This window comes from Mesoflavibacter sp. CH_XMU1422-2 (assembly GCF_037029245.1).
Classification (GTDB): Bacteria; Bacteroidota; Bacteroidia; order Flavobacteriales; family Flavobacteriaceae; genus Mesoflavibacter; species Mesoflavibacter zeaxanthinifaciens.
The window spans coordinates 52,763-69,389 of sequence record NZ_JAYMEE010000059.1; the positions used below are offsets into that span (position 1 = coordinate 52,763).

Below are 16,627 nucleotides of genomic sequence, written 5' to 3' on the forward strand. Positions count from 1 at the left end.
AATCTATTTTTTTAACTTAATCAATTAACGTTCCAATCGCTTGGATTGGCATTCCATTTACTTAAAGTTTCAATTTCACTTTCAGAAATATAATTGGTTGCAGCTGCTTCTTGCAGTAAATGTTCGTAATTACTTAAGGTGTGTAAAGTAAGGTGTTCTTTTTCAAAATTTTCTTTAGAGATATTGAATCCGTAAGAAAAAATAGCAATCATACCTTTTACGTTTAATTTAGCTTCTTTTAAAGCTTTTACAGCATTTAAGCTACTTTTTCCTGTACTAATTAAGTCTTCAATAACCACTACGTTTTGACCACTTTCTACATAGCCTTCAATTTGGTTTTGTCTTCCATGTGATTTAGCTTCTGGTCTAACATAAATAAAAGGAACTCCTAAATACTCGGCAACTAGCATACCAATACCAATTGCGCCAGTAGCTACACCAGCAATTACGTCTGGTTTTCCGTAATGGTCTTCTAAGAATTTAGCCATTTCTTCTCTAATATAATTTCTAATAGGAGGAAAAGAAAGAACAACTCTATTGTCACAATAAATAGGAGATTTCCAACCAGATGCCCATGTAAATGGCTCTTTAGGTTGAAGTTTAATAGCATTAACTTGTAATAATGCTTTTGCGGTCTGTCTAGCGATGTGTTTGTCAATAATCATAAGGCAAAATTACATATTAAATTTTTTGAATTGAAAATAACTTTAAAATAAAATTTAGAATTCTATTAGTTTTATATTTTTACATCACTAAATCTAAATTAAGCCATGCAGTGCATATTTGTAAACAATAAGCCAATTTACCTAACAACAATAGTAGAAAAAGAAACAGATTTTAAAAATTTTTTATTAAAAGATGCAGACTTAAATGTTGTATTAAAGACATTAAGTAAGAAAAAAATAAACTCGGTTAGATTAATTGGATATTCTGAAGATAAATTGCTTAAAACTTTTAAAAAAAAATTGCCTAACGTAGTTGCTGGTGGCGGAAAAGTATATAATAAGAATGGCGAAATTTTGTTTATATATAGAAACGATAAATGGGATTTACCTAAAGGTAAAGCTGAAAAAAAAGAAACTATAGAAGACACTGCTATTAGAGAAGTTGAAGAAGAAACTGGTATTAAAAATTTAGAAATTATAGATAAACTTCCTACTACATATCACATATACAAACGCAACGGAAAACATAAGTTAAAAATAACACATTGGTACAAGATGAAATCTGATTTTAAAGGAAAATTGCATCCTCAACTAAATGAAGGTATTACAAAGGTAGAATGGTTAAAAGAAGAAGAAGAAGCTTATAAAGCTTTAGAAAACTCTTATGCTAATATAAAATTGCTGTTTTAAATACCGATTATTTAGTTGGTCTTTGTTGGTTAAGCTCGTTTTGACTGATTTTTCATGATTTACACCTGGTTTATGTGTATTTAAAAGATGTTTTTGAGCATTTAAACTTATAAAAAATGCTTTAATCCGTTAATAGATTTTTGTTGCTTTTAACCTATTAATTTTCTGTAAGAGATTTCGGAAATCTAAATTTACTCATAATTATGTAAATACTATAAACCAACAAATTATGAGTAAAAAATTACTTAATCCATTAACTAAAAAGTTATTTTTAGTTTCCCTTTTCTCCCTTTTTATTTCAATAACAGCTTTTGCAAATGACGATACATGGTGTGGTCATATTGATGGCTTTAAATTTAAAAGCGGAAATAGTTCTGTGATGATTAATAATTACGGGACTTAAAGTATTAATGAACTACCAAATAACTTTTATATACAGTTAATTGTTGGTGGTTACTCACAAAGTGCAAAGTTTTATTTACAAAACTTAAGCACAGGAGCTACTTACAATCTTACAGAAAATTATGAGCCTTATACCTTTCCTGGAGGCGGAAGTGCTTGGAATTATGGTACAGGTGTATTTAAACTTAAGGCTAAACTTTACAAATATAATTATTGTGGCGGATGGACTTGTGATACAGAAACTGTACAATTTACAATAACAAACGCTTCTTCTTGTGGACAAGTAGATGGCTTTACGTTTACAAACGGAGTTACATCTACAGATATTATAAATGGAAACTCATACGAAGTTAGTGATTTACCAACAAACTTTTTTGTAGAGTCTCTTGTTACAGGTAATTCTGAAAGTGTTAAACTAATACTTAAAAATTTAGATACAAATCAAACCTTTTATGTAGGAGAAAACTATGAGCCGTACACAATACCAGGTGGTGGATCTGTTTGGAATTACGGTTACGGTAATTTTAAGTTAACATCTAAGGTTTATATTTATGACTATTGTCAATCTACTGTATGTGATCAAGAATCTATTTATTTTACCTTAAACAATACAGTATCTTGTGGAGAACTTACTGCTTTAAATTTTACAAATGGAGATGAATCTGTAGCGTTAAATGATGGTCAATCTTATAACATACAAGATTTGCCTACAAACTTTTATATAGATTCTGCTATAGAAGGAGAGGTAAGTAAAGTAAAATATTATGTAACTAATTTAGATACCAACACAACAACTGGTATTACAGAAAGTGTAGCGCCTTACACTTATCCAAGTACGGGAAGCTCTTGGAATTTAGGTACAGGAAACTTTAAAATAACTGCAAAACTATATACTACAACAATTAGTTATTATGGTAATAATTGTGGTAGTAGTAGTCAAACAATGGTGTTTTGTGATAAATATACTTACACATTTACACTTACAGACTCAGCTGTTTGCGGAAGTATAGATGGTTTTGCATTTACAGATGGTGTAAACTCTAATAATATAGTAGATGGTCAATCTTATTATATTGAAGATATACCAACAGATTTTTACATAAATACTTTAACTAACGGAGAAGTAGAAAATGTGCAATTAGAGGTTACTAATCTTGATACAAATCAAACATTTTCAATAACTGAAAGTGTTACTCCATATACTTATCCAGCTGGTGCAGCTTCGTGGAATTTAGGTCTAGGTAATTTTCAATTAACCGCAAAGCTTTACTCTCAAGGAGCAAGTAGTTATTCTAATAACAATAACAATTGTGGCGATAATAATGATAACTCTTTAATTTTATGTGAAGAACAAACTATACAATTTACATTATTAGAGCAAGCTTGTGAAGTTTTAGCAGGTACAGGAATTCCTAGTTTGGATGTTATTGTAATACCTTTAGGAAATACTTTTAATATTAATATAACACCTAACGATGATAATATAGTTCCTTCTGGTTATAACTTAGGTACAGTTTTAGCGTCAATAGATAATCAAATCATATATTCAGTTAGTGACGATTTAACGTTAACGCTTCCTTATTTAAATGGACCATACAATGTACACATGTTTGTATATGATCCTTTAACATTTGATATATCAAGTATTAATTTAGGAACAGACACGATAGCTGATCTTCAAAATGTAATTAATAGCAATAATATTTGTGCAGATATAGCTAATACTGGATCACAAATTGTAATTATTCCTGGAGGAGTAGATCAAAGAGCAGCACAAACAGAAACAGAAGATAAATCTAAAAAAGACCAAGTTAATAACTCAACTAACAGTGCACTGCAGCAATTAGTTGTAGCAAAAGTAGAAGAGGAAGAGGCATTGACCAACGCTGTTAAACTTTATCCAAATCCTGTTGTTGATTATTTAACAGTAGATTTAGTTTTTAACGAAGGTGAAATTTTTGAATTTACAATTACAGATTTAAGAGGAAAACAAGTTATGAAAGGTAATGTTGCTAATAAAGCAAATACTATAAATTTAAATCAATTGGTTAATGGATTGTATATTATCAAACTAAAATCTGGGTTTAGAACAATATCTAAGAAAATAGTAGTAAGAAAATAAGATTCAATTTAGATTACTAATTAAAAAGCCGCTACATTTTGTAGCGGCTTTTTTTAATTTAAAATCCTGTAAATAGGATACTGTAAATGTGCATTTTCGTAATTAGGACTGTGTTTGTGTATCCAGTCTAATTGCGTATACCAATTATTAGCAAAGCTTTCGTTTTTAGATTTAATAGAATCAAATTGGCGCTTAATCTCTGGGTTTTGGTTTAAAAATTCTAACGCTTTATCTTCCCAAACATAAGGAGAAAAACCTTCTTTTTGCTGAAGGATAGTGTCAAAAAAGTTCCAATTAAAAAATGAATCTGGCGCAGAAGGTTCTAAGGTTTCAATTAAATACCTCATTCCATATTGATTTGTTTCAACTAAAAGATCTCCTTTTTTAAAAGTAATATCTTTTATGCTAGATGTAACGGTTGTGTTGTAATGTTGGTAATGTCCTTCGTATGGTGATTGTCGTGTATTAAATTTTTCAATTTTATAACTTTCAACAGAAATAATACTATCATTTTGTAAAGGTTTCATTTCAATATTATTCATTTTTAAGCGCTCTAAAATTGGCCACCAACCTTTAGGGATGATGTATGCTTTAGGTATTTTTACTTTTGTAGTTGGTTTAAAATAATTCATGTAAGTAATATCCTTTGTAAAAGGTAGATTACGGTCATATTTTAAACGTTGTAAACCAGTAACTTTACTAGTAATCATTTTGCCTTCATAACCTTTAAAATTTAGTGTAGTTTGTTTTGTTGTGTCTGTTTTCCAATCTAAAGGATATAGATTATTAGTGTAAGTTTTATTAAAAGCTTCTTTTCTTAGTTTTTTTATGTTTTTTGCTTCTGTGTTTACAATTTCAATTATGGTTTTCATTAACTCGTAAGTACCTTCTACACGTGGTCTGTAAGGCTTTAACATATGGGTTTCGACCATCATACCTAAGGTGTTAAAAAGTGTAGTGTATCCTGTTGAGTATCTTGGGTAATCCATAAATTGAGAAAAGCCTTTTTCTGGTACGCTATTAAATACATTAACGTATGGAGTAATATCCCAATTTTTTTTAGCAAGTCTCTGCTCTAATTCTGGTTGAATAGTATTGTGTAGATACTTGCCTAACTCTCCATCTAATTTGTTGTGTTGTGTAAATAAATGAGTAAGTGTATATTGGTAGTCTGCACCATTACTAACATGATTGTCAATAAAAATATCAGGTTTTACCAAATGAAAAATTTTAGCAAAAGCTTTTGCATTTTTACTATCTGCTTTTATAAAATCTCTATTTAAATCAAAATTACGAGCATTACCTCTAAAACCATATTCTTCTGGTCCGTTTTGGTTGGTTCTTGTAGTGCTGTTTCTGTTTAAGCTACCTCCAATGTTGTAAATAGGTATTGTTGCTAATACCACATTTTTAGGCATCTTTATTTTATCTTGTACAAGATCTCTAAATAAAAGCATGGTAGCATCAATACCATCAGATTCTCCTGGATGTATACCATTATTGATTAAAATGATACGCTTGTCTTTTTTTATACTTTCAAAATTAAAATTACTATCAGGATTTAATGTAACAAGGTGTAATGGTTCTCCGCTATCAGTTTCACCAATTGCTTGAATATGGACTTTTGAGTAACTATCGGCTAATTGTTTATAAAACTCAATAACTTCGTTGTAAGTCGGAGTTTTAGTTCCATTAGAGGTTTCAAAAACAGTAGTAAAATTTGGTGTTTTATCTTCTTCACAAGAAAAATAAATAAAACCAACTAAAAAAAGCAGAGCGATTTTTTTCATAAAAGCGATTATTTAAATCTAATTACTACAAATATAATATATAGGCTTGTGTTTTTTGTAATTAGATGTACTTTTGCAAGCTTAAAAGCCAAGACAATGACAGAGTTTATTAGAAAAATAGTTCCTAATGCTAAAGATGATGTATTAGCAGGTATTACAGTTTCTTTAGCAATGATACCAGAAGTAGTTGCATTTGCTTTTGTTGCACAAATAGATCCGTTAATGGCACTATCTGGTGCATTTATTATAGGTTTAATTACTGCAATTTTTGGTGGTAGACCAGGATTAATTTCTGGTGCAGCAGGTGCTGTAGCTGTAATATTTGTATCTATGATTGCAGAAGGACACACTAAAGGAATGTTAATGGATACGCCTATAGAAAATATGGGTTTTTTCTACCTTATGGCTTGTGTCGTCTTAATGGGTTTAATACAAATTTTTGCAGGCGTTTTTAAACTAGGAAAATTTGTTAGACTAATACCTCATCCTGTTATGATGGGATTTGTAAACGGACTTTCTATCGTCATTTTTATAGCTCAAGTGAAAATGTTTAGCCATAAGAGTTTACAAGTTTCTGATGAAGGTGTTAAACGTTATGTTAGCACTTTTATGGATGGAACAGAATTGTATACTATGATAGCTTTAGTGTTATTAACTATGGGAATTATTTGGTCACTTCCAAAGCTTACTAAAAAATTACCAGCTGCATTAACAGCAATAATTGTAACTAGCTTAATAGTAATTGGTTTTAATATTGATGTACCAACTGTTGGTTCTTATATAATTGAAGGTGGCGGAACTGGATTAAAAGGAGAATTTCCGACTCCAAATATGGAGTTGTGGGAAAAATTACCATTCAATCTAGATACATTAAAATTTATAGCATTACCTGCATTTTTAGCAGCTTCTGTTGGATTAATAGAAACTTTAATGACTATGAATCTTGTAGACGAATTAACTGAAACTAGAGGTAATGGTAATAGAGAGTGTATTGCACAAGGCGCAGGAAATATAGTTTCTGGTTTATTTGGAGCAACTGGTGGTTGCGGTATGATTGGTCAAACTGTTATCAATATTAATTCAGGAGGTAGAGGAAGATTATCTGGTATAATGATGGCGCTTACATTATTGTCATTTGTTCTATTTGCAGATAAGTTAATAGAAATGGTGCCAATTGCAGCATTAGTTGGTGTCATGTTTATGATGGTTATCGAAACATTTGCATGGTCAAGTTTTAGAATATTAAAGAAAATACCTAAATCTGATGCTTTTGTTTTAATCACTGTGTCTTTAGTAACTGTTTTTGTAGATCTAGCAGTAGCAGTATTTGTTGGTGTAATCATTTCGGCATTAGCTTTTGCTTGGGAAAACGCAAAGCGAATTAGAGCTAGAAAAAGAATGAAAGCCGACGGAACTAAAGTTTACGAAATTTGGGGACCATTATTTTTTGGAAGTATCTCTGCATTTAATGAAAAATTTGACGTGAAAAATGATCCTGATAAAGTTGAAATTGACTTTGTAGAGTCAAGAATTAGTGACCATTCTGCTTTAGAAGCTATTTTTAATTTAGTTGAAAAGTACGAAGCAGAAGGCAAACAAATTAGATTAAAACACCTTAGTGAAGATTGTAAAATATTGATGTATAAGGCAAGTCCAAAATTTAGAGAAGTTGTAGTCGAAGCTATTGATGATCCAAGATATCATTTAGCAGAAGATCCAGAGAAATTTCCTAAACCTTTATCAGAATATAAGTTTTAGGATATAAATACTTAAAGTTTTAAGTGTCTAAAGTATTTAAAGTTCTTTTAGTGCCACTTTTTCAACTTAGGTCATCCGTCATCCGTCATCCAACTTCTAACGTCAACTATTTTACTCGTACACTTTTAGGTACTAGTTTAGTATAATCTCCGTTATTTTTAATGACATCTCTAACAATAGAAGACGATATAAAACTTGTTCTAGCTGCAGTTAGTAAGAATACAGTTTCTATCGTAGAAAGTTTACGATTTGTATGGGCAATTGCTTTTTCAAATTCAAAATCTGCTGGATTACGTAAGCCACGTAAGATAAAATCGGCATCAATCTCTTTGCAAAAATCAACTGTAAGTCCTTTATAAGTAACTACTTTTATTTTGGGTTCGTCTTTAAAAGCCTCTTCAATAAATTGTTTTCGTTCCTCTAAAGAAAACATATATTTTTTTGAAGAGTTTACACCAATAGCAACAACTACTTCATCAAATAACTTAATACCACGTTTGATAATATCGTAATGTCCATTAGTTATTGGATCAAACGACCCAGGAAAAAGTGCGCGTCTCATATTTTTTTTGAATCAAGATTATTTGATACAGGAAACAAGATAATCAATTATCTAGTTTATCAATAAAGTTGGATATTTTTTGTTGAATTTTTTTAATTCTATTTTCAAAATCATCAAATTTTTCTTCAGTGATAAAATTAAGATTTTTACAAATAATTATTTGTGTTTCCCATTCGTAAGCAGAGCCTAAACTATCTTCAAGATATTTGATAAAATGTTTATTACTTCGTTTACTTGTGCCTTCTGCTATATTTGAGGCAATAGAAACACAACTTCTATTTAATTGACTAATTAATCCAAACTTTTCATCTTTAGGAAGTGTAGTTGTGAAGTTATAATTATCAGTTATAAGATTAATGCTTTCTTGCCAAATCTGTAAATTCTTAAAATTATGCCTTCTCATATTCGTGATTCGTGTTTCTATATTTCCTGTTTCAATTTAAAGTAAAGCTTCTTCAATAGCATTAGTAAACAACTCTTGTAAACTAATACCTGCAGCAGCAGCTTGTTGAGGTAAAATACTTTCGTTAGTTAATCCAGGTACTGTATTTACTTCTAATAGATGCGGTTGATTGTTTTTAAATATAAATTCACTTCTAGAAAAACCTTTCATTTTTAAAACCTCATAAACCTTCTTAGCGGTTTTCGTAACAATTTCTTCTTGTTCTTTTGTAATTCTAGCAGGTGTAATTTCTTGAGATTTGCCTAAGTATTTGGCTTCGTAATCAAAAAAGTCATTTTCGCTAACAATTTCGGTTATTGGTAAGACTTTGGTGTCTCCTTTATAGGTAATAACACCAACCGATACTTCGGTTCCATCTAAAAAAGATTCGATAATAATTTCGTCATCTTCTTTAAAAGCAACCTCAATTGCGTTTTGTAAATCCTCTTTTTTATGCACTTTGGTAATTCCAAAGCTACTACCAGCTTTGTTAGCCTTTACAAAACAAGGTAAGCCAACTTTACTAATAATTTCGTCTTCATTAACAGTATCACCAGCATTTAAAAAATAGCTTTCTGCAGTTAAAATTCCGTAAGGTTTTAAAATACTTAAACAATCACGTTTATTAAAAGTTATCGCAGCTTGGTACATACCGCAACTAGTGTGCTTAATGTCTAGTAAGTTAAAATAACCTTGCATAAAGCCATCTTCTCCGGGACTACCATGTATAGCGTTAAAAACACAATCAAACGTGATTTTTGTATTGTCTTTAGTGAAAGAAAAGTCGTTTTTATCAATTGGATATTCCTTGTCATCTTCATCTACAAAAACCCATTTGTCTTTAAAAATATGAATGCGATACGCATTAAACTTTTCTTTATCAAGCGTGTTGTAAACTACGTTTCCGCTTTTTATTGAGATTTGATATTCGCTAGAATATCCGCCCATAATAATGGCTATGTTTTTTTTCATTTAGTCTAAATTATATCGAAATACTCTAAGGTTTTCAATAATCCTAAAAAATATTCGTTGTGTAAAAATATCATTTATTTTAATCCGAAGGAAAACCTTTTTGTTTTTATATATTTGTCTACATAAATTTTACTAAATGAGTTTTATTGGTTTTATAAAAAGTAAAGAATTTTTAAAGCAAATTGTAATTGCTATTGTAGCAGTTGTAGTAATTGTTTTTTTGTTGCTTAAATGGTTAAACATGACCACAAATCACGGTACATTTGAGACTGTACCTGACTTAACAGGAAAATCTATTGAGGTCGCTAAAATAGAATTAGAACAAAATAATTTGGTAATGCAAATTCAAGACTCTGCTAATTTTAATCCAAACTACCCAAAATTTGCAGTTATAGAACAAGACCCAAAACCAAATGCTCAAGTTAAAGAAAACCGTAAAATTTACATTACCTTAAATCCTTCTGGGTATCGTAAAGTAGCTGTTCCAGATTTGCGCCAGCGTACATTTAGACAAGCGCAACCAACTTTAGAAGCTTTAGGTTTTAAAGTAGGAAAGAAAACCTATATAGACAATATTGCTAAAGATATGGTTTTAGGTATGCGTTATAAAGGAGACGTTTTAGAACCAGGAACAAAATTGCCAAAAACAGCTTCAATAGATTTAGTTTTAGGAAACGGAAATCGACCAAACAGCAATTAATCTATGGACGATTACACACCAGAATTACCAGAAGAAGATAACGACGATCTTTACGAGCATTATTCGTTTACCGCAGATAAAGGACAATCGCCTTTACGTATTGATAAATGGTTAATGAATAAAGTGGAAAACGCTACCCGAAACAAGATACAAGATGCCGCAAAAAACGGAAGCATCTTTGTAAATGGCACACCAGTAAAATCCAATTACAAGGTAAAACCAAATGATCAGGTACGCGTATTATTTCAACATCCGCCACATGAAAACTTATTGGTTGCAGAAGATATACCATTAGACATCGTTTATGAAGATGATCAATTATTAGTCGTTAACAAACCAGCAGGCATGGTTGTACATCCAGGACATGGTAATTATTCCGGAACATTAATTAACGCACTAATTTTTCATTTTGATAATTTACCAAACAATTCAAGCGAAAGACCAGGATTAGTACATCGTATAGATAAAGATACATCAGGATTGTTAGTGGTTGCAAAAACCGAACATGCTATGGCGCATCTTACTGCTCAATTTAAAGCCAAAACTAGCGAGCGTGAGTATGTTGCAATAGTTTGGGGAAACATAGAAGAAGACCAAGGTACAATAGAAGGTAACATAGGAAGACATCCAAAAAACCGATTACAAAATACCGTATTCTTGGACGATGAAGCCGATAAAGGAAAACCAGCAGTAACGCACTACAAAGTTTTAGAGCGATTAGGTTATGTTACACTAGTAAGCTGCAAATTAGAAACCGGACGTACGCACCAAATACGCGTACACATGAAGCATATAGGGCATACCTTATTTAATGACGAGCGTTACGGCGGAAACCTAATCTTAAAAGGCACAACCTTTACCAAATACAAACAATTTGTAGAGAACTGTTTTAAAGTATTACCACGTCAAGCCTTACATGCCAAAACCTTAGGATTTATGCATCCAACAAAAAACGAATTTATGAGTTTTGACACGCCAATACCACAAGACATGCAAGATTGTATAGAAAAATGGAAAGGTTACTCCAAACACATAGAAAATAATTAGGGCGTTACCACAAGGGTCGCGCTATTCACTATATCTTTTTTTGCAAATGATTAAAGCTTAACCCTAAAGTAAAAGCAGCAAAAAAAGGATGTCGTTACTATCGCTAACGCGCTTACTCAAACCCAATAATAAAACAGAATAGACCTATTTAAAATTACTATCTATTCAGCTTTTATAACGCAGTAACAATTTGTAATTTAGTATCAGAAAAAGATAGATTTATGAAACTAGTATTATCACCAGCAAAGTCATTAGATTTTGAAACCCAATTACCAACAAATAAAACCACTCAGCCACAATTTTTAGAGCAATCTTTAAAGTTAAATAAAGCACTAAAAGCAAAAAGCCCAAAGTCTTTATCAAAGCTATTGAGTATAAGTGATAAGTTAGCAGATTTAAATTACCAACGTAATCAAGAGTTTTCAGTTCCTTTTACAAAAGATAACGCTAGACCAGCAATGTATGCTTTTAATGGTGATGTTTACAAAGGATTAGATGCTTATACAATACCAAAGGACAAGATAGATTTAGCACAAAATACCATCAGAATCTTATCTGGGCTTTACGGAGTTTTAAAACCATTAGATTTAATGCAACCTTACCGTTTAGAAATGGGAACTAAATTAAAAGTAGGAAGCAAAAAAGATTTATATGAATTCTGGAAAAAAGACATCGTAACTGCTTTAAATGAAGAGTTAGAAGATGACGAATTGTTTATTAATTTAGCCTCAAACGAATATTTTAAAGCAATAGATAAAAAGGCATTAAAAGTACCAGTAATAGATATTACGTTTAAAGAATTTAAGAACGGTAAGCTTAAAATAATTTCATTTTTTGCTAAAGAAGCACGTGGTTTAATGGCTAGATATATTATTGATACAAATGCAAAAACTTTAGACGATTTAAAGAAGTTTAATTACGATAACTATCAATTTGATGGAAAACTCTCAGAAGAAAATCACTTGGTCTTTACAAGATAACAAACGTACAGAACAAGAACGCAACGTTTTTAAACCAACAGGTAAGCCTGCAAAAAGTAAGAATGTAACTTATTTATTTTGGGCAGTTATTATAATGCTTGCAATTAGTTATTTATTACCATTTTTATACGAAGATAAAGTGGAAGTTTGCCTAACAGATTCCTTCTGTTTTAACTCTCAAGACAATATATTTTTATACGGTTTGTACGTTTTTTTTAATATAGCAATGCTACTATTAGCCGTTTTTGGGGCTTATATTATAGGTAAAAAGTTAGGCGAAAAATTTAAAATTTAAGCTTTTGCTTTTTTGTCTACATTAATTTTAGTTTCAGGTCTTACACGTTTTTTTATTCTTGGTCGTCTAACACCAAAGGTGCCTCTGTGTATTTTACCGCGTTTAGATTTTTTATCTCCTTTTCCCATAATTTAATTGTATTTTTCTACTCTTAACATACAAAAAATATAAAAGAATAACAAGATTATTAAGTGTTTAAACACCATCATCCATATCAGCCGTTCATTAAGAAAGATACTAAAAAGCTGATTGTAGGAACATTACCGCCGCCAAGATTTAGTACAGGAGATTTGCTAGTAAAAGATGTAGATTTTTGTTACGGTAGTTATTATAACTCGCTTTGGTTGTATATTGATAAAATTCACGATTTAAATTTACGATTTGATAATTCTCAAGAAGCTATAGACCAACGAAAAGACTTTTTAATAAAGCACAAAATAGGCGTTTGTGATATCGTTGAAAGTTGCGAACGTGAAAAAATAGATGCTTCGGATTTAGGAATGTCTAATGTTAAATTAAGAGATGTTATAGATTGCCTTATACAATTTCCAAATATAGAAACTATACTTTTTACTGGTGGTAATAGTAAAAATGGACCAGAGTATTTTTTCAGAAGACATATAAAAGAATACAAAATAAAATTAGAACTAGTCTCTAATGAAATACCCAGGATTCATCAATTTAAAATACCAATTGATTCAGAAAATAGAATAATAAAAACCGTATCGCTAACATCATCTTCAGGTAGTGCTAACCGTGCAATAGGTAGTAATCCATTGTATAAACAACTAAAAGCTAAAAACCCAAAATTCAACACTTTTGATTTTAGAGTGATGCAGTATCAAGAGTTTTTTTAGGTCTATCTAAATAAATATACTATTTTAGAAGTCTATCTAAACCTATTACTTATTATGAAAAAATCTATTTTTCTTCTATTGTTAAGTGTTTTATTTATTAGTTTTTCTACAAAAGCACAAACAGATTCCAGTGTTTCTGATGCTGAAAAATTTGGTGATTTAATGTGTGATTGCATAAATACTTTGATGGACGATATGCATCTTGAAATTAAGCGTATGATTATAAATTCAGAAGTATTAGGAAGTGAAGAAGCTCAAAAGAGATTTGCAACCTACATCGAAGAGCATCCAGAAGAGTCTGAAAAAATAATGAGTGATGCCAAAAAACTTCAAAATTTTGATCAGTCTATTGCTGATATTGAAGTTTGCAATGAACTTAATGAGTTTACTAAAAAAGGTAATTTTAAAGAAAATGAAGCCGAATTGGAGAAAGAAGTAGAAGACTTTTTAGAAAACAAATCAAAATGTGTTTATGCTTTCATTTTCTATTCTATGGGTAAAAAATAAGATTGCTTTTAAACACAAAGATTTACTAATAAAAGTGTAAAGCCATTTATTAGCCGTACATTCGCAGCTAATTAAAGAGATATCCTAATTAAATAGTGTTTATCTCACAAACATTATTTATGTCATTTCAATCTTTAGGGCTATCCGAAGCCATACTAAAAGCAATTAGTAAAAAAGGATACACTACACCAAGTCCAATACAATCAAAAGCAATACCGCCAATATTACAAGGTGATGATGTTTTGGCTTCGGCACAAACAGGAACAGGTAAAACAGCAGGATTTACATTGCCGTTATTACATATTCTATCAGAAAATCCTAAAAAGAAATTTAGACCAATTCGTGCGTTAATTTTAACACCAACCAGAGAGCTTGCAGCTCAAGTCTATACCAATGTAAAGGAATATAGCGAGTTTTTAAATTTGCGTAGTGCAGTAATTTTTGGTGGAGTCAACCAAAAACCACAAATAGCCACAATTAGAAAAGGTGTAGACGTTTTGGTAGCAACACCAGGACGATTACTGGATCTAATTAATCAAAATGAATTGTCTATAAAACGTGTAGAAATTTTTGTTCTAGATGAAGCGGATCGCATGTTAGATATGGGTTTTTTAAGAGATATTGAACGTGTCATGAAATTTATGCCAGATAAACGTCAAAACCTGATGTTTTCGGCAACATTTTCTAAAGACATTAAAAAACTGGCTAACGGAATTTTAAACAATCCTATTCAAGTTGAAGCAACTCCAGAAAATACAACTGTAGAGGCTATTTCGCAAAAAGTATATCGTGTTGCAAAAGGTAAAAAAACAGGCTTGGTTATCAAACTAATTAAAGATGGAAACTGGAAGCAAGTTTTAGTATTTACAAGAACCAAACATGGCGCCAATAAATTGTGTAAAAAAATGGATCAAGTTGGTATAAAAGCAGCAGCAATCCACGGAAATAAAAGTCAAGGCGCGCGTACCAAAGCTTTAGAAGGCTTTAAAAGCGGAAGTATTAATGTGCTTGTTGCAACAGATATTGCTGCGCGTGGTTTAGATATACCGTTATTACCACATGTAATAAATTTTGAAATCCCTAATATTTCAGAAGATTACGTACACCGTATTGGACGTACAGGTAGAGCAGGAGCAGATGGGCAAGCTATTAGCCTAGTAAGTGCAGACGAAACTACATTTTTAAAAGATATAGAAAAATTAATAGGCGAAAAGTTACCAGTCGAGATTTTAGAAGGTTTTGAGCCAGATCCAAATGCGTCTACTGCTCCGATTAGACCAGGACAAAATAGAAGATCAAAAAGCAATAATTCTAATAAGCCTAAAGGCGAAAGAAAAAGCACAACTTCAAACTCAGGAAGAAGACAAAGAAATCGTAATAAAAACAGAAATTCTAATAGAAAAAATAACAACTAAATGACACCTGTTTTAAAAGAAAAGATTATTAAAGTTTGTGACCAGAAAATTAAAACAAAAGGTGAAAATGTTGGTGTTTCATTTTATGCGTTTTTTAAAAATAAAAATGATAATCCAGAATTGTTGATGGAAGCAGCTACTTGGTGGATTAAAATTCATAAATTAGATCATTTTGAAAAAGCTATAAAAATAAAAGGGTTAGTAGAAAATATCTAATGGAAAATCAACCTAATAATCCACTACACGGTATAAAACTAGAAAAAATTGTAACCGACTTACAAGCACATTATGGTTGGGAATACATGGGACATGTTATTAAGATCAATTGCTTTATTAGCAATCCTTCAATTAAATCTAGTTTAAAGTTTTTGCGTCGTACACCTTGGGCAAGAGCAAAAGTAGAAGCGATGTATTTAAATTATTTGAAGCATAATAATCCTAAATAAATACAAGCAAGAAATTGGTAATTATAAAATAGCTGTTGTAAAAACGTTATTTACTAAAACGCTTAGAAAAGATTATTTTTAGTTAAGTTTTTGTCTAGCTTTTTGCTTTTTTTAGCTAAATAACGACGTAAGACACCACCTTTTACATTGTTTACATCAAACTCTACAATAAACGCTTCTTTATCAATACTAGTAACTATTCGATACATTTTTTTTATATCTATACGGTTTATAATGGTATGTATAATATCAAAATCTTCAGTTTTGCCTTTACTGCCAAATCCTTTTTGACCTTTATAAATAGTCATTCCTGCTCCTAGTTCATTAATGATTGCAACTTTTATTTTCTCATAATGGGTTGATACAATGGTAACACCAATAAAATCTTCAAAACCTTCAATAACCAAATCTGTAACTTTTGCAGTGACAATGTAGGTTAGAATAGAGTACATCGCAATTTCTTTAGAAATTACAAAAGCAGTAATAGAAAATAAGATAATATTAAAAACAAGAATAACTTTTCCTATACTAATGCCAAACCTATCATTAATAAATATGCCTAAAATTTCTGATCCATCAAGTACAGCACCATTTCTAATTGCAATACCAATACCTGCGCCAAGAAACAAACCGCCAAATATGGAAATTAAAAATTTATCTTCTGTGATAATTTCAAAGTTTTCAAAGTGAATAAAAAGAGCTAATCCAATAATGCTAATAATAGATTTTAAAATAATTCTTTTAGACACAGTAAAATACCCTATAATTAAAAACGGAATACTAAAAACAATCAATAATATAGAGATATTAATGTTTATTAGTTTATTAATTAATAAAGCTATACCAGTTACGCCACCATCCATAAATCCGTTTGGTAATAAAAATGCTTTTAAGCCAATACTAGCAAGAACAATACCCAATAGGATTTGAAAATATTCTGAAAAAAAATTAAAAACATTAGAGGTTTTAGGTATCAT

General features: G+C 30.6%; 20 protein-coding genes. 13 read left to right on the plus strand and 7 right to left on the minus strand.

Going from position 1 to position 16,627, the window contains the following annotated elements:
* Window positions 1-20: 20 nt before the first annotated feature.
* Complete coding sequence (gene pyrE, locus WA340_RS07795) at window positions 21-665, minus strand: orotate phosphoribosyltransferase (RefSeq protein ID WP_027880364.1); 645 nt, start codon at window positions 663-665, stop codon at window positions 21-23.
* A gap of 105 nt (window positions 666-770) precedes the next feature.
* Between pyrE and WA340_RS07800 the strand changes: the two genes are divergently transcribed.
* From WA340_RS07800 to WA340_RS07810, 3 genes are all read left to right on the plus strand, one after another.
* On the plus strand, window positions 771-1,355 hold the full coding sequence (locus tag WA340_RS07800) for an NUDIX hydrolase (protein ID WP_336128317.1): 585 nt from the start codon (window positions 771-773) through the stop codon (window positions 1,353-1,355).
* A gap of 229 nt (window positions 1,356-1,584) precedes the next feature.
* Window positions 1,585-1,758: a hypothetical protein gene (locus WA340_RS07805; protein ID WP_336128319.1), complete on the plus strand. Its 174-nt coding sequence runs from the start codon at window positions 1,585-1,587 to the stop codon at window positions 1,756-1,758.
* A gap of 702 nt (window positions 1,759-2,460) precedes the next feature.
* The gene (locus WA340_RS07810) at window positions 2,461-3,879 is read left to right on the plus strand and encodes a T9SS type A sorting domain-containing protein (RefSeq protein WP_336128320.1); all 1,419 of its coding nucleotides are present in this window, start codon (window positions 2,461-2,463) and stop codon (window positions 3,877-3,879) included.
* A 53-nt stretch (window positions 3,880-3,932) separates the two neighbouring features.
* Here the strand turns inward: WA340_RS07810 and WA340_RS07815 are convergent, their stop codons facing one another.
* Window positions 3,933-5,669 (minus strand): M14 family metallopeptidase, encoded by a 1,737-nt coding sequence (locus WA340_RS07815; protein ID WP_336128322.1) that lies wholly within the window; start codon window positions 5,667-5,669, stop codon window positions 3,933-3,935.
* 96 nt (window positions 5,670-5,765) lie between these two features.
* Here WA340_RS07815 and WA340_RS07820 point away from each other — a divergent pair, with 96 nt between their 5' ends.
* Window positions 5,766-7,427, plus strand: a complete 1,662-nt coding sequence (locus WA340_RS07820; RefSeq protein WP_336128323.1) for a SulP family inorganic anion transporter — start codon at window positions 5,766-5,768, stop codon at window positions 7,425-7,427.
* A gap of 106 nt (window positions 7,428-7,533) precedes the next feature.
* Here the strand turns inward: WA340_RS07820 and coaD are convergent, their stop codons facing one another.
* From coaD to WA340_RS07835, 3 genes are read right to left on the minus strand one after another with little or no spacing between them, the layout of a single operon-like run.
* The gene (gene coaD / locus WA340_RS07825) at window positions 7,534-7,989 is read right to left on the minus strand and encodes a pantetheine-phosphate adenylyltransferase (protein WP_336128325.1); all 456 of its coding nucleotides are present in this window, start codon (window positions 7,987-7,989) and stop codon (window positions 7,534-7,536) included.
* A gap of 43 nt (window positions 7,990-8,032) precedes the next feature.
* Window positions 8,033-8,392: a four helix bundle protein gene (locus tag WA340_RS07830; RefSeq protein ID WP_336128327.1), complete on the minus strand. Its 360-nt coding sequence runs from the start codon at window positions 8,390-8,392 to the stop codon at window positions 8,033-8,035.
* 36 nt (window positions 8,393-8,428) lie between these two features.
* Window positions 8,429-9,403, minus strand: a complete 975-nt coding sequence (locus tag WA340_RS07835; RefSeq protein ID WP_336128328.1) for a D-alanine--D-alanine ligase — start codon at window positions 9,401-9,403, stop codon at window positions 8,429-8,431.
* A gap of 136 nt (window positions 9,404-9,539) precedes the next feature.
* On the opposite strand from WA340_RS07835, the gene WA340_RS07840 reads away from it, so the two are divergent.
* From WA340_RS07840 to WA340_RS07855, 4 genes are all read left to right on the plus strand, one after another.
* On the plus strand, window positions 9,540-10,103 hold the full coding sequence (locus tag WA340_RS07840; protein WP_336128329.1) for a PASTA domain-containing protein: 564 nt from the start codon (window positions 9,540-9,542) through the stop codon (window positions 10,101-10,103).
* 3 nt (window positions 10,104-10,106) lie between these two features.
* Window positions 10,107-11,150: an RluA family pseudouridine synthase gene (locus tag WA340_RS07845; protein WP_336128331.1), complete on the plus strand. Its 1,044-nt coding sequence runs from the start codon at window positions 10,107-10,109 to the stop codon at window positions 11,148-11,150.
* 221 nt (window positions 11,151-11,371) lie between these two features.
* On the plus strand, window positions 11,372-12,130 hold the full coding sequence (gene yaaA, locus WA340_RS07850) for a peroxide stress protein YaaA (protein ID WP_336128333.1): 759 nt from the start codon (window positions 11,372-11,374) through the stop codon (window positions 12,128-12,130).
* Entirely contained in the window at window positions 12,087-12,425 is a 339-nt protein-coding gene (locus tag WA340_RS07855; protein WP_336128335.1) for a hypothetical protein, read from the plus strand. The genes yaaA and WA340_RS07855 overlap by 44 nt, the downstream gene beginning before the upstream one ends.
* On the opposite strand, the gene WA340_RS07860 is transcribed toward WA340_RS07855, so the two are convergent.
* The gene (locus WA340_RS07860) at window positions 12,422-12,553 is read right to left on the minus strand and encodes a 30S ribosomal protein THX (RefSeq protein WP_106678850.1); all 132 of its coding nucleotides are present in this window, start codon (window positions 12,551-12,553) and stop codon (window positions 12,422-12,424) included. The two genes, WA340_RS07855 and WA340_RS07860, sit on opposite strands and share 4 nt — an antisense overlap.
* Before the next feature lie 63 nt (window positions 12,554-12,616).
* Here WA340_RS07860 and WA340_RS07865 point away from each other — a divergent pair, with 63 nt between their 5' ends.
* The 5 genes from WA340_RS07865 to WA340_RS07885 all read left to right on the plus strand — a co-directional run bounded on the left by WA340_RS07865 (window position 12,617) and on the right by WA340_RS07885 (window position 15,650).
* Entirely contained in the window at window positions 12,617-13,282 is a 666-nt protein-coding gene (locus WA340_RS07865) for a uracil-DNA glycosylase family protein (RefSeq protein WP_336128336.1), read from the plus strand.
* Window positions 13,283-13,336: 54 nt separating this feature from the next.
* Entirely contained in the window at window positions 13,337-13,789 is a 453-nt protein-coding gene (locus WA340_RS07870; protein WP_336128337.1) for a hypothetical protein, read from the plus strand.
* A 119-nt stretch (window positions 13,790-13,908) separates the two neighbouring features.
* Window positions 13,909-15,204, plus strand: coding sequence for a DEAD/DEAH box helicase (locus WA340_RS07875; RefSeq protein WP_336128338.1), 1,296 nt, complete (start codon window positions 13,909-13,911; stop codon window positions 15,202-15,204).
* Window positions 15,205-15,420, plus strand: a complete 216-nt coding sequence (locus WA340_RS07880) for a DUF6500 family protein (protein WP_336128340.1) — start codon at window positions 15,205-15,207, stop codon at window positions 15,418-15,420.
* Window positions 15,420-15,650 (plus strand): VF530 family DNA-binding protein, encoded by a 231-nt coding sequence (locus WA340_RS07885; RefSeq protein ID WP_027880378.1) that lies wholly within the window; start codon window positions 15,420-15,422, stop codon window positions 15,648-15,650. Before WA340_RS07880 ends, WA340_RS07885 begins: the two co-directional genes overlap by 1 nt.
* Before the next feature lie 62 nt (window positions 15,651-15,712).
* Here the strand turns inward: WA340_RS07885 and WA340_RS07890 are convergent, their stop codons facing one another.
* Window positions 15,713-16,627, minus strand: coding sequence for a YitT family protein (locus WA340_RS07890; protein WP_336128342.1), 915 nt, complete (start codon window positions 16,625-16,627; stop codon window positions 15,713-15,715).

What these genes read in the sequence shown, in the direction of transcription:
- pyrE (WP_027880364.1), bottom strand. Translation starts at nt 665, where the DNA reads ATGATTATTGACAAACACATCGCTAGACAGACCGCAAAAGCATTATTA.
- WA340_RS07800 (WP_336128317.1), top strand. Translation starts at nt 771, where the DNA reads ATGCAGTGCATATTTGTAAACAATAAGCCAATTTACCTAACAACAATA.
- WA340_RS07805 (WP_336128319.1), top strand. Translation starts at nt 1,585, where the DNA reads ATGAGTAAAAAATTACTTAATCCATTAACTAAAAAGTTATTTTTAGTT.
- WA340_RS07815 (WP_336128322.1), bottom strand. Translation starts at nt 5,669, where the DNA reads ATGAAAAAAATCGCTCTGCTTTTTTTAGTTGGTTTTATTTATTTTTCT.
- WA340_RS07820 (WP_336128323.1), top strand. Translation starts at nt 5,766, where the DNA reads ATGACAGAGTTTATTAGAAAAATAGTTCCTAATGCTAAAGATGATGTA.
- coaD (WP_336128325.1), bottom strand. Translation starts at nt 7,989, where the DNA reads ATGAGACGCGCACTTTTTCCTGGGTCGTTTGATCCAATAACTAATGGA.
- WA340_RS07830 (WP_336128327.1), bottom strand. Translation starts at nt 8,392, where the DNA reads ATGAGAAGGCATAATTTTAAGAATTTACAGATTTGGCAAGAAAGCATT.
- WA340_RS07835 (WP_336128328.1), bottom strand. Translation starts at nt 9,403, where the DNA reads ATGAAAAAAAACATAGCCATTATTATGGGCGGATATTCTAGCGAATAT.
- WA340_RS07840 (WP_336128329.1), top strand. Translation starts at nt 9,540, where the DNA reads ATGAGTTTTATTGGTTTTATAAAAAGTAAAGAATTTTTAAAGCAAATT.
- WA340_RS07845 (WP_336128331.1), top strand. Translation starts at nt 10,107, where the DNA reads ATGGACGATTACACACCAGAATTACCAGAAGAAGATAACGACGATCTT.
- yaaA (WP_336128333.1), top strand. Translation starts at nt 11,372, where the DNA reads ATGAAACTAGTATTATCACCAGCAAAGTCATTAGATTTTGAAACCCAA.
- WA340_RS07855 (WP_336128335.1), top strand. Translation starts at nt 12,087, where the DNA reads ATGGAAAACTCTCAGAAGAAAATCACTTGGTCTTTACAAGATAACAAA.
- WA340_RS07860 (WP_106678850.1), bottom strand. Translation starts at nt 12,553, where the DNA reads ATGGGAAAAGGAGATAAAAAATCTAAACGCGGTAAAATACACAGAGGC.
- WA340_RS07870 (WP_336128337.1), top strand. Translation starts at nt 13,337, where the DNA reads ATGAAAAAATCTATTTTTCTTCTATTGTTAAGTGTTTTATTTATTAGT.
- WA340_RS07875 (WP_336128338.1), top strand. Translation starts at nt 13,909, where the DNA reads ATGTCATTTCAATCTTTAGGGCTATCCGAAGCCATACTAAAAGCAATT.
- WA340_RS07880 (WP_336128340.1), top strand. Translation starts at nt 15,205, where the DNA reads ATGACACCTGTTTTAAAAGAAAAGATTATTAAAGTTTGTGACCAGAAA.
- WA340_RS07885 (WP_027880378.1), top strand. Translation starts at nt 15,420, where the DNA reads ATGGAAAATCAACCTAATAATCCACTACACGGTATAAAACTAGAAAAA.
- WA340_RS07890 (WP_336128342.1), bottom strand. Translation starts at nt 16,627, where the DNA reads ATGATACCTAAAACCTCTAATGTTTTTAATTTTTTTTCAGAATATTTT.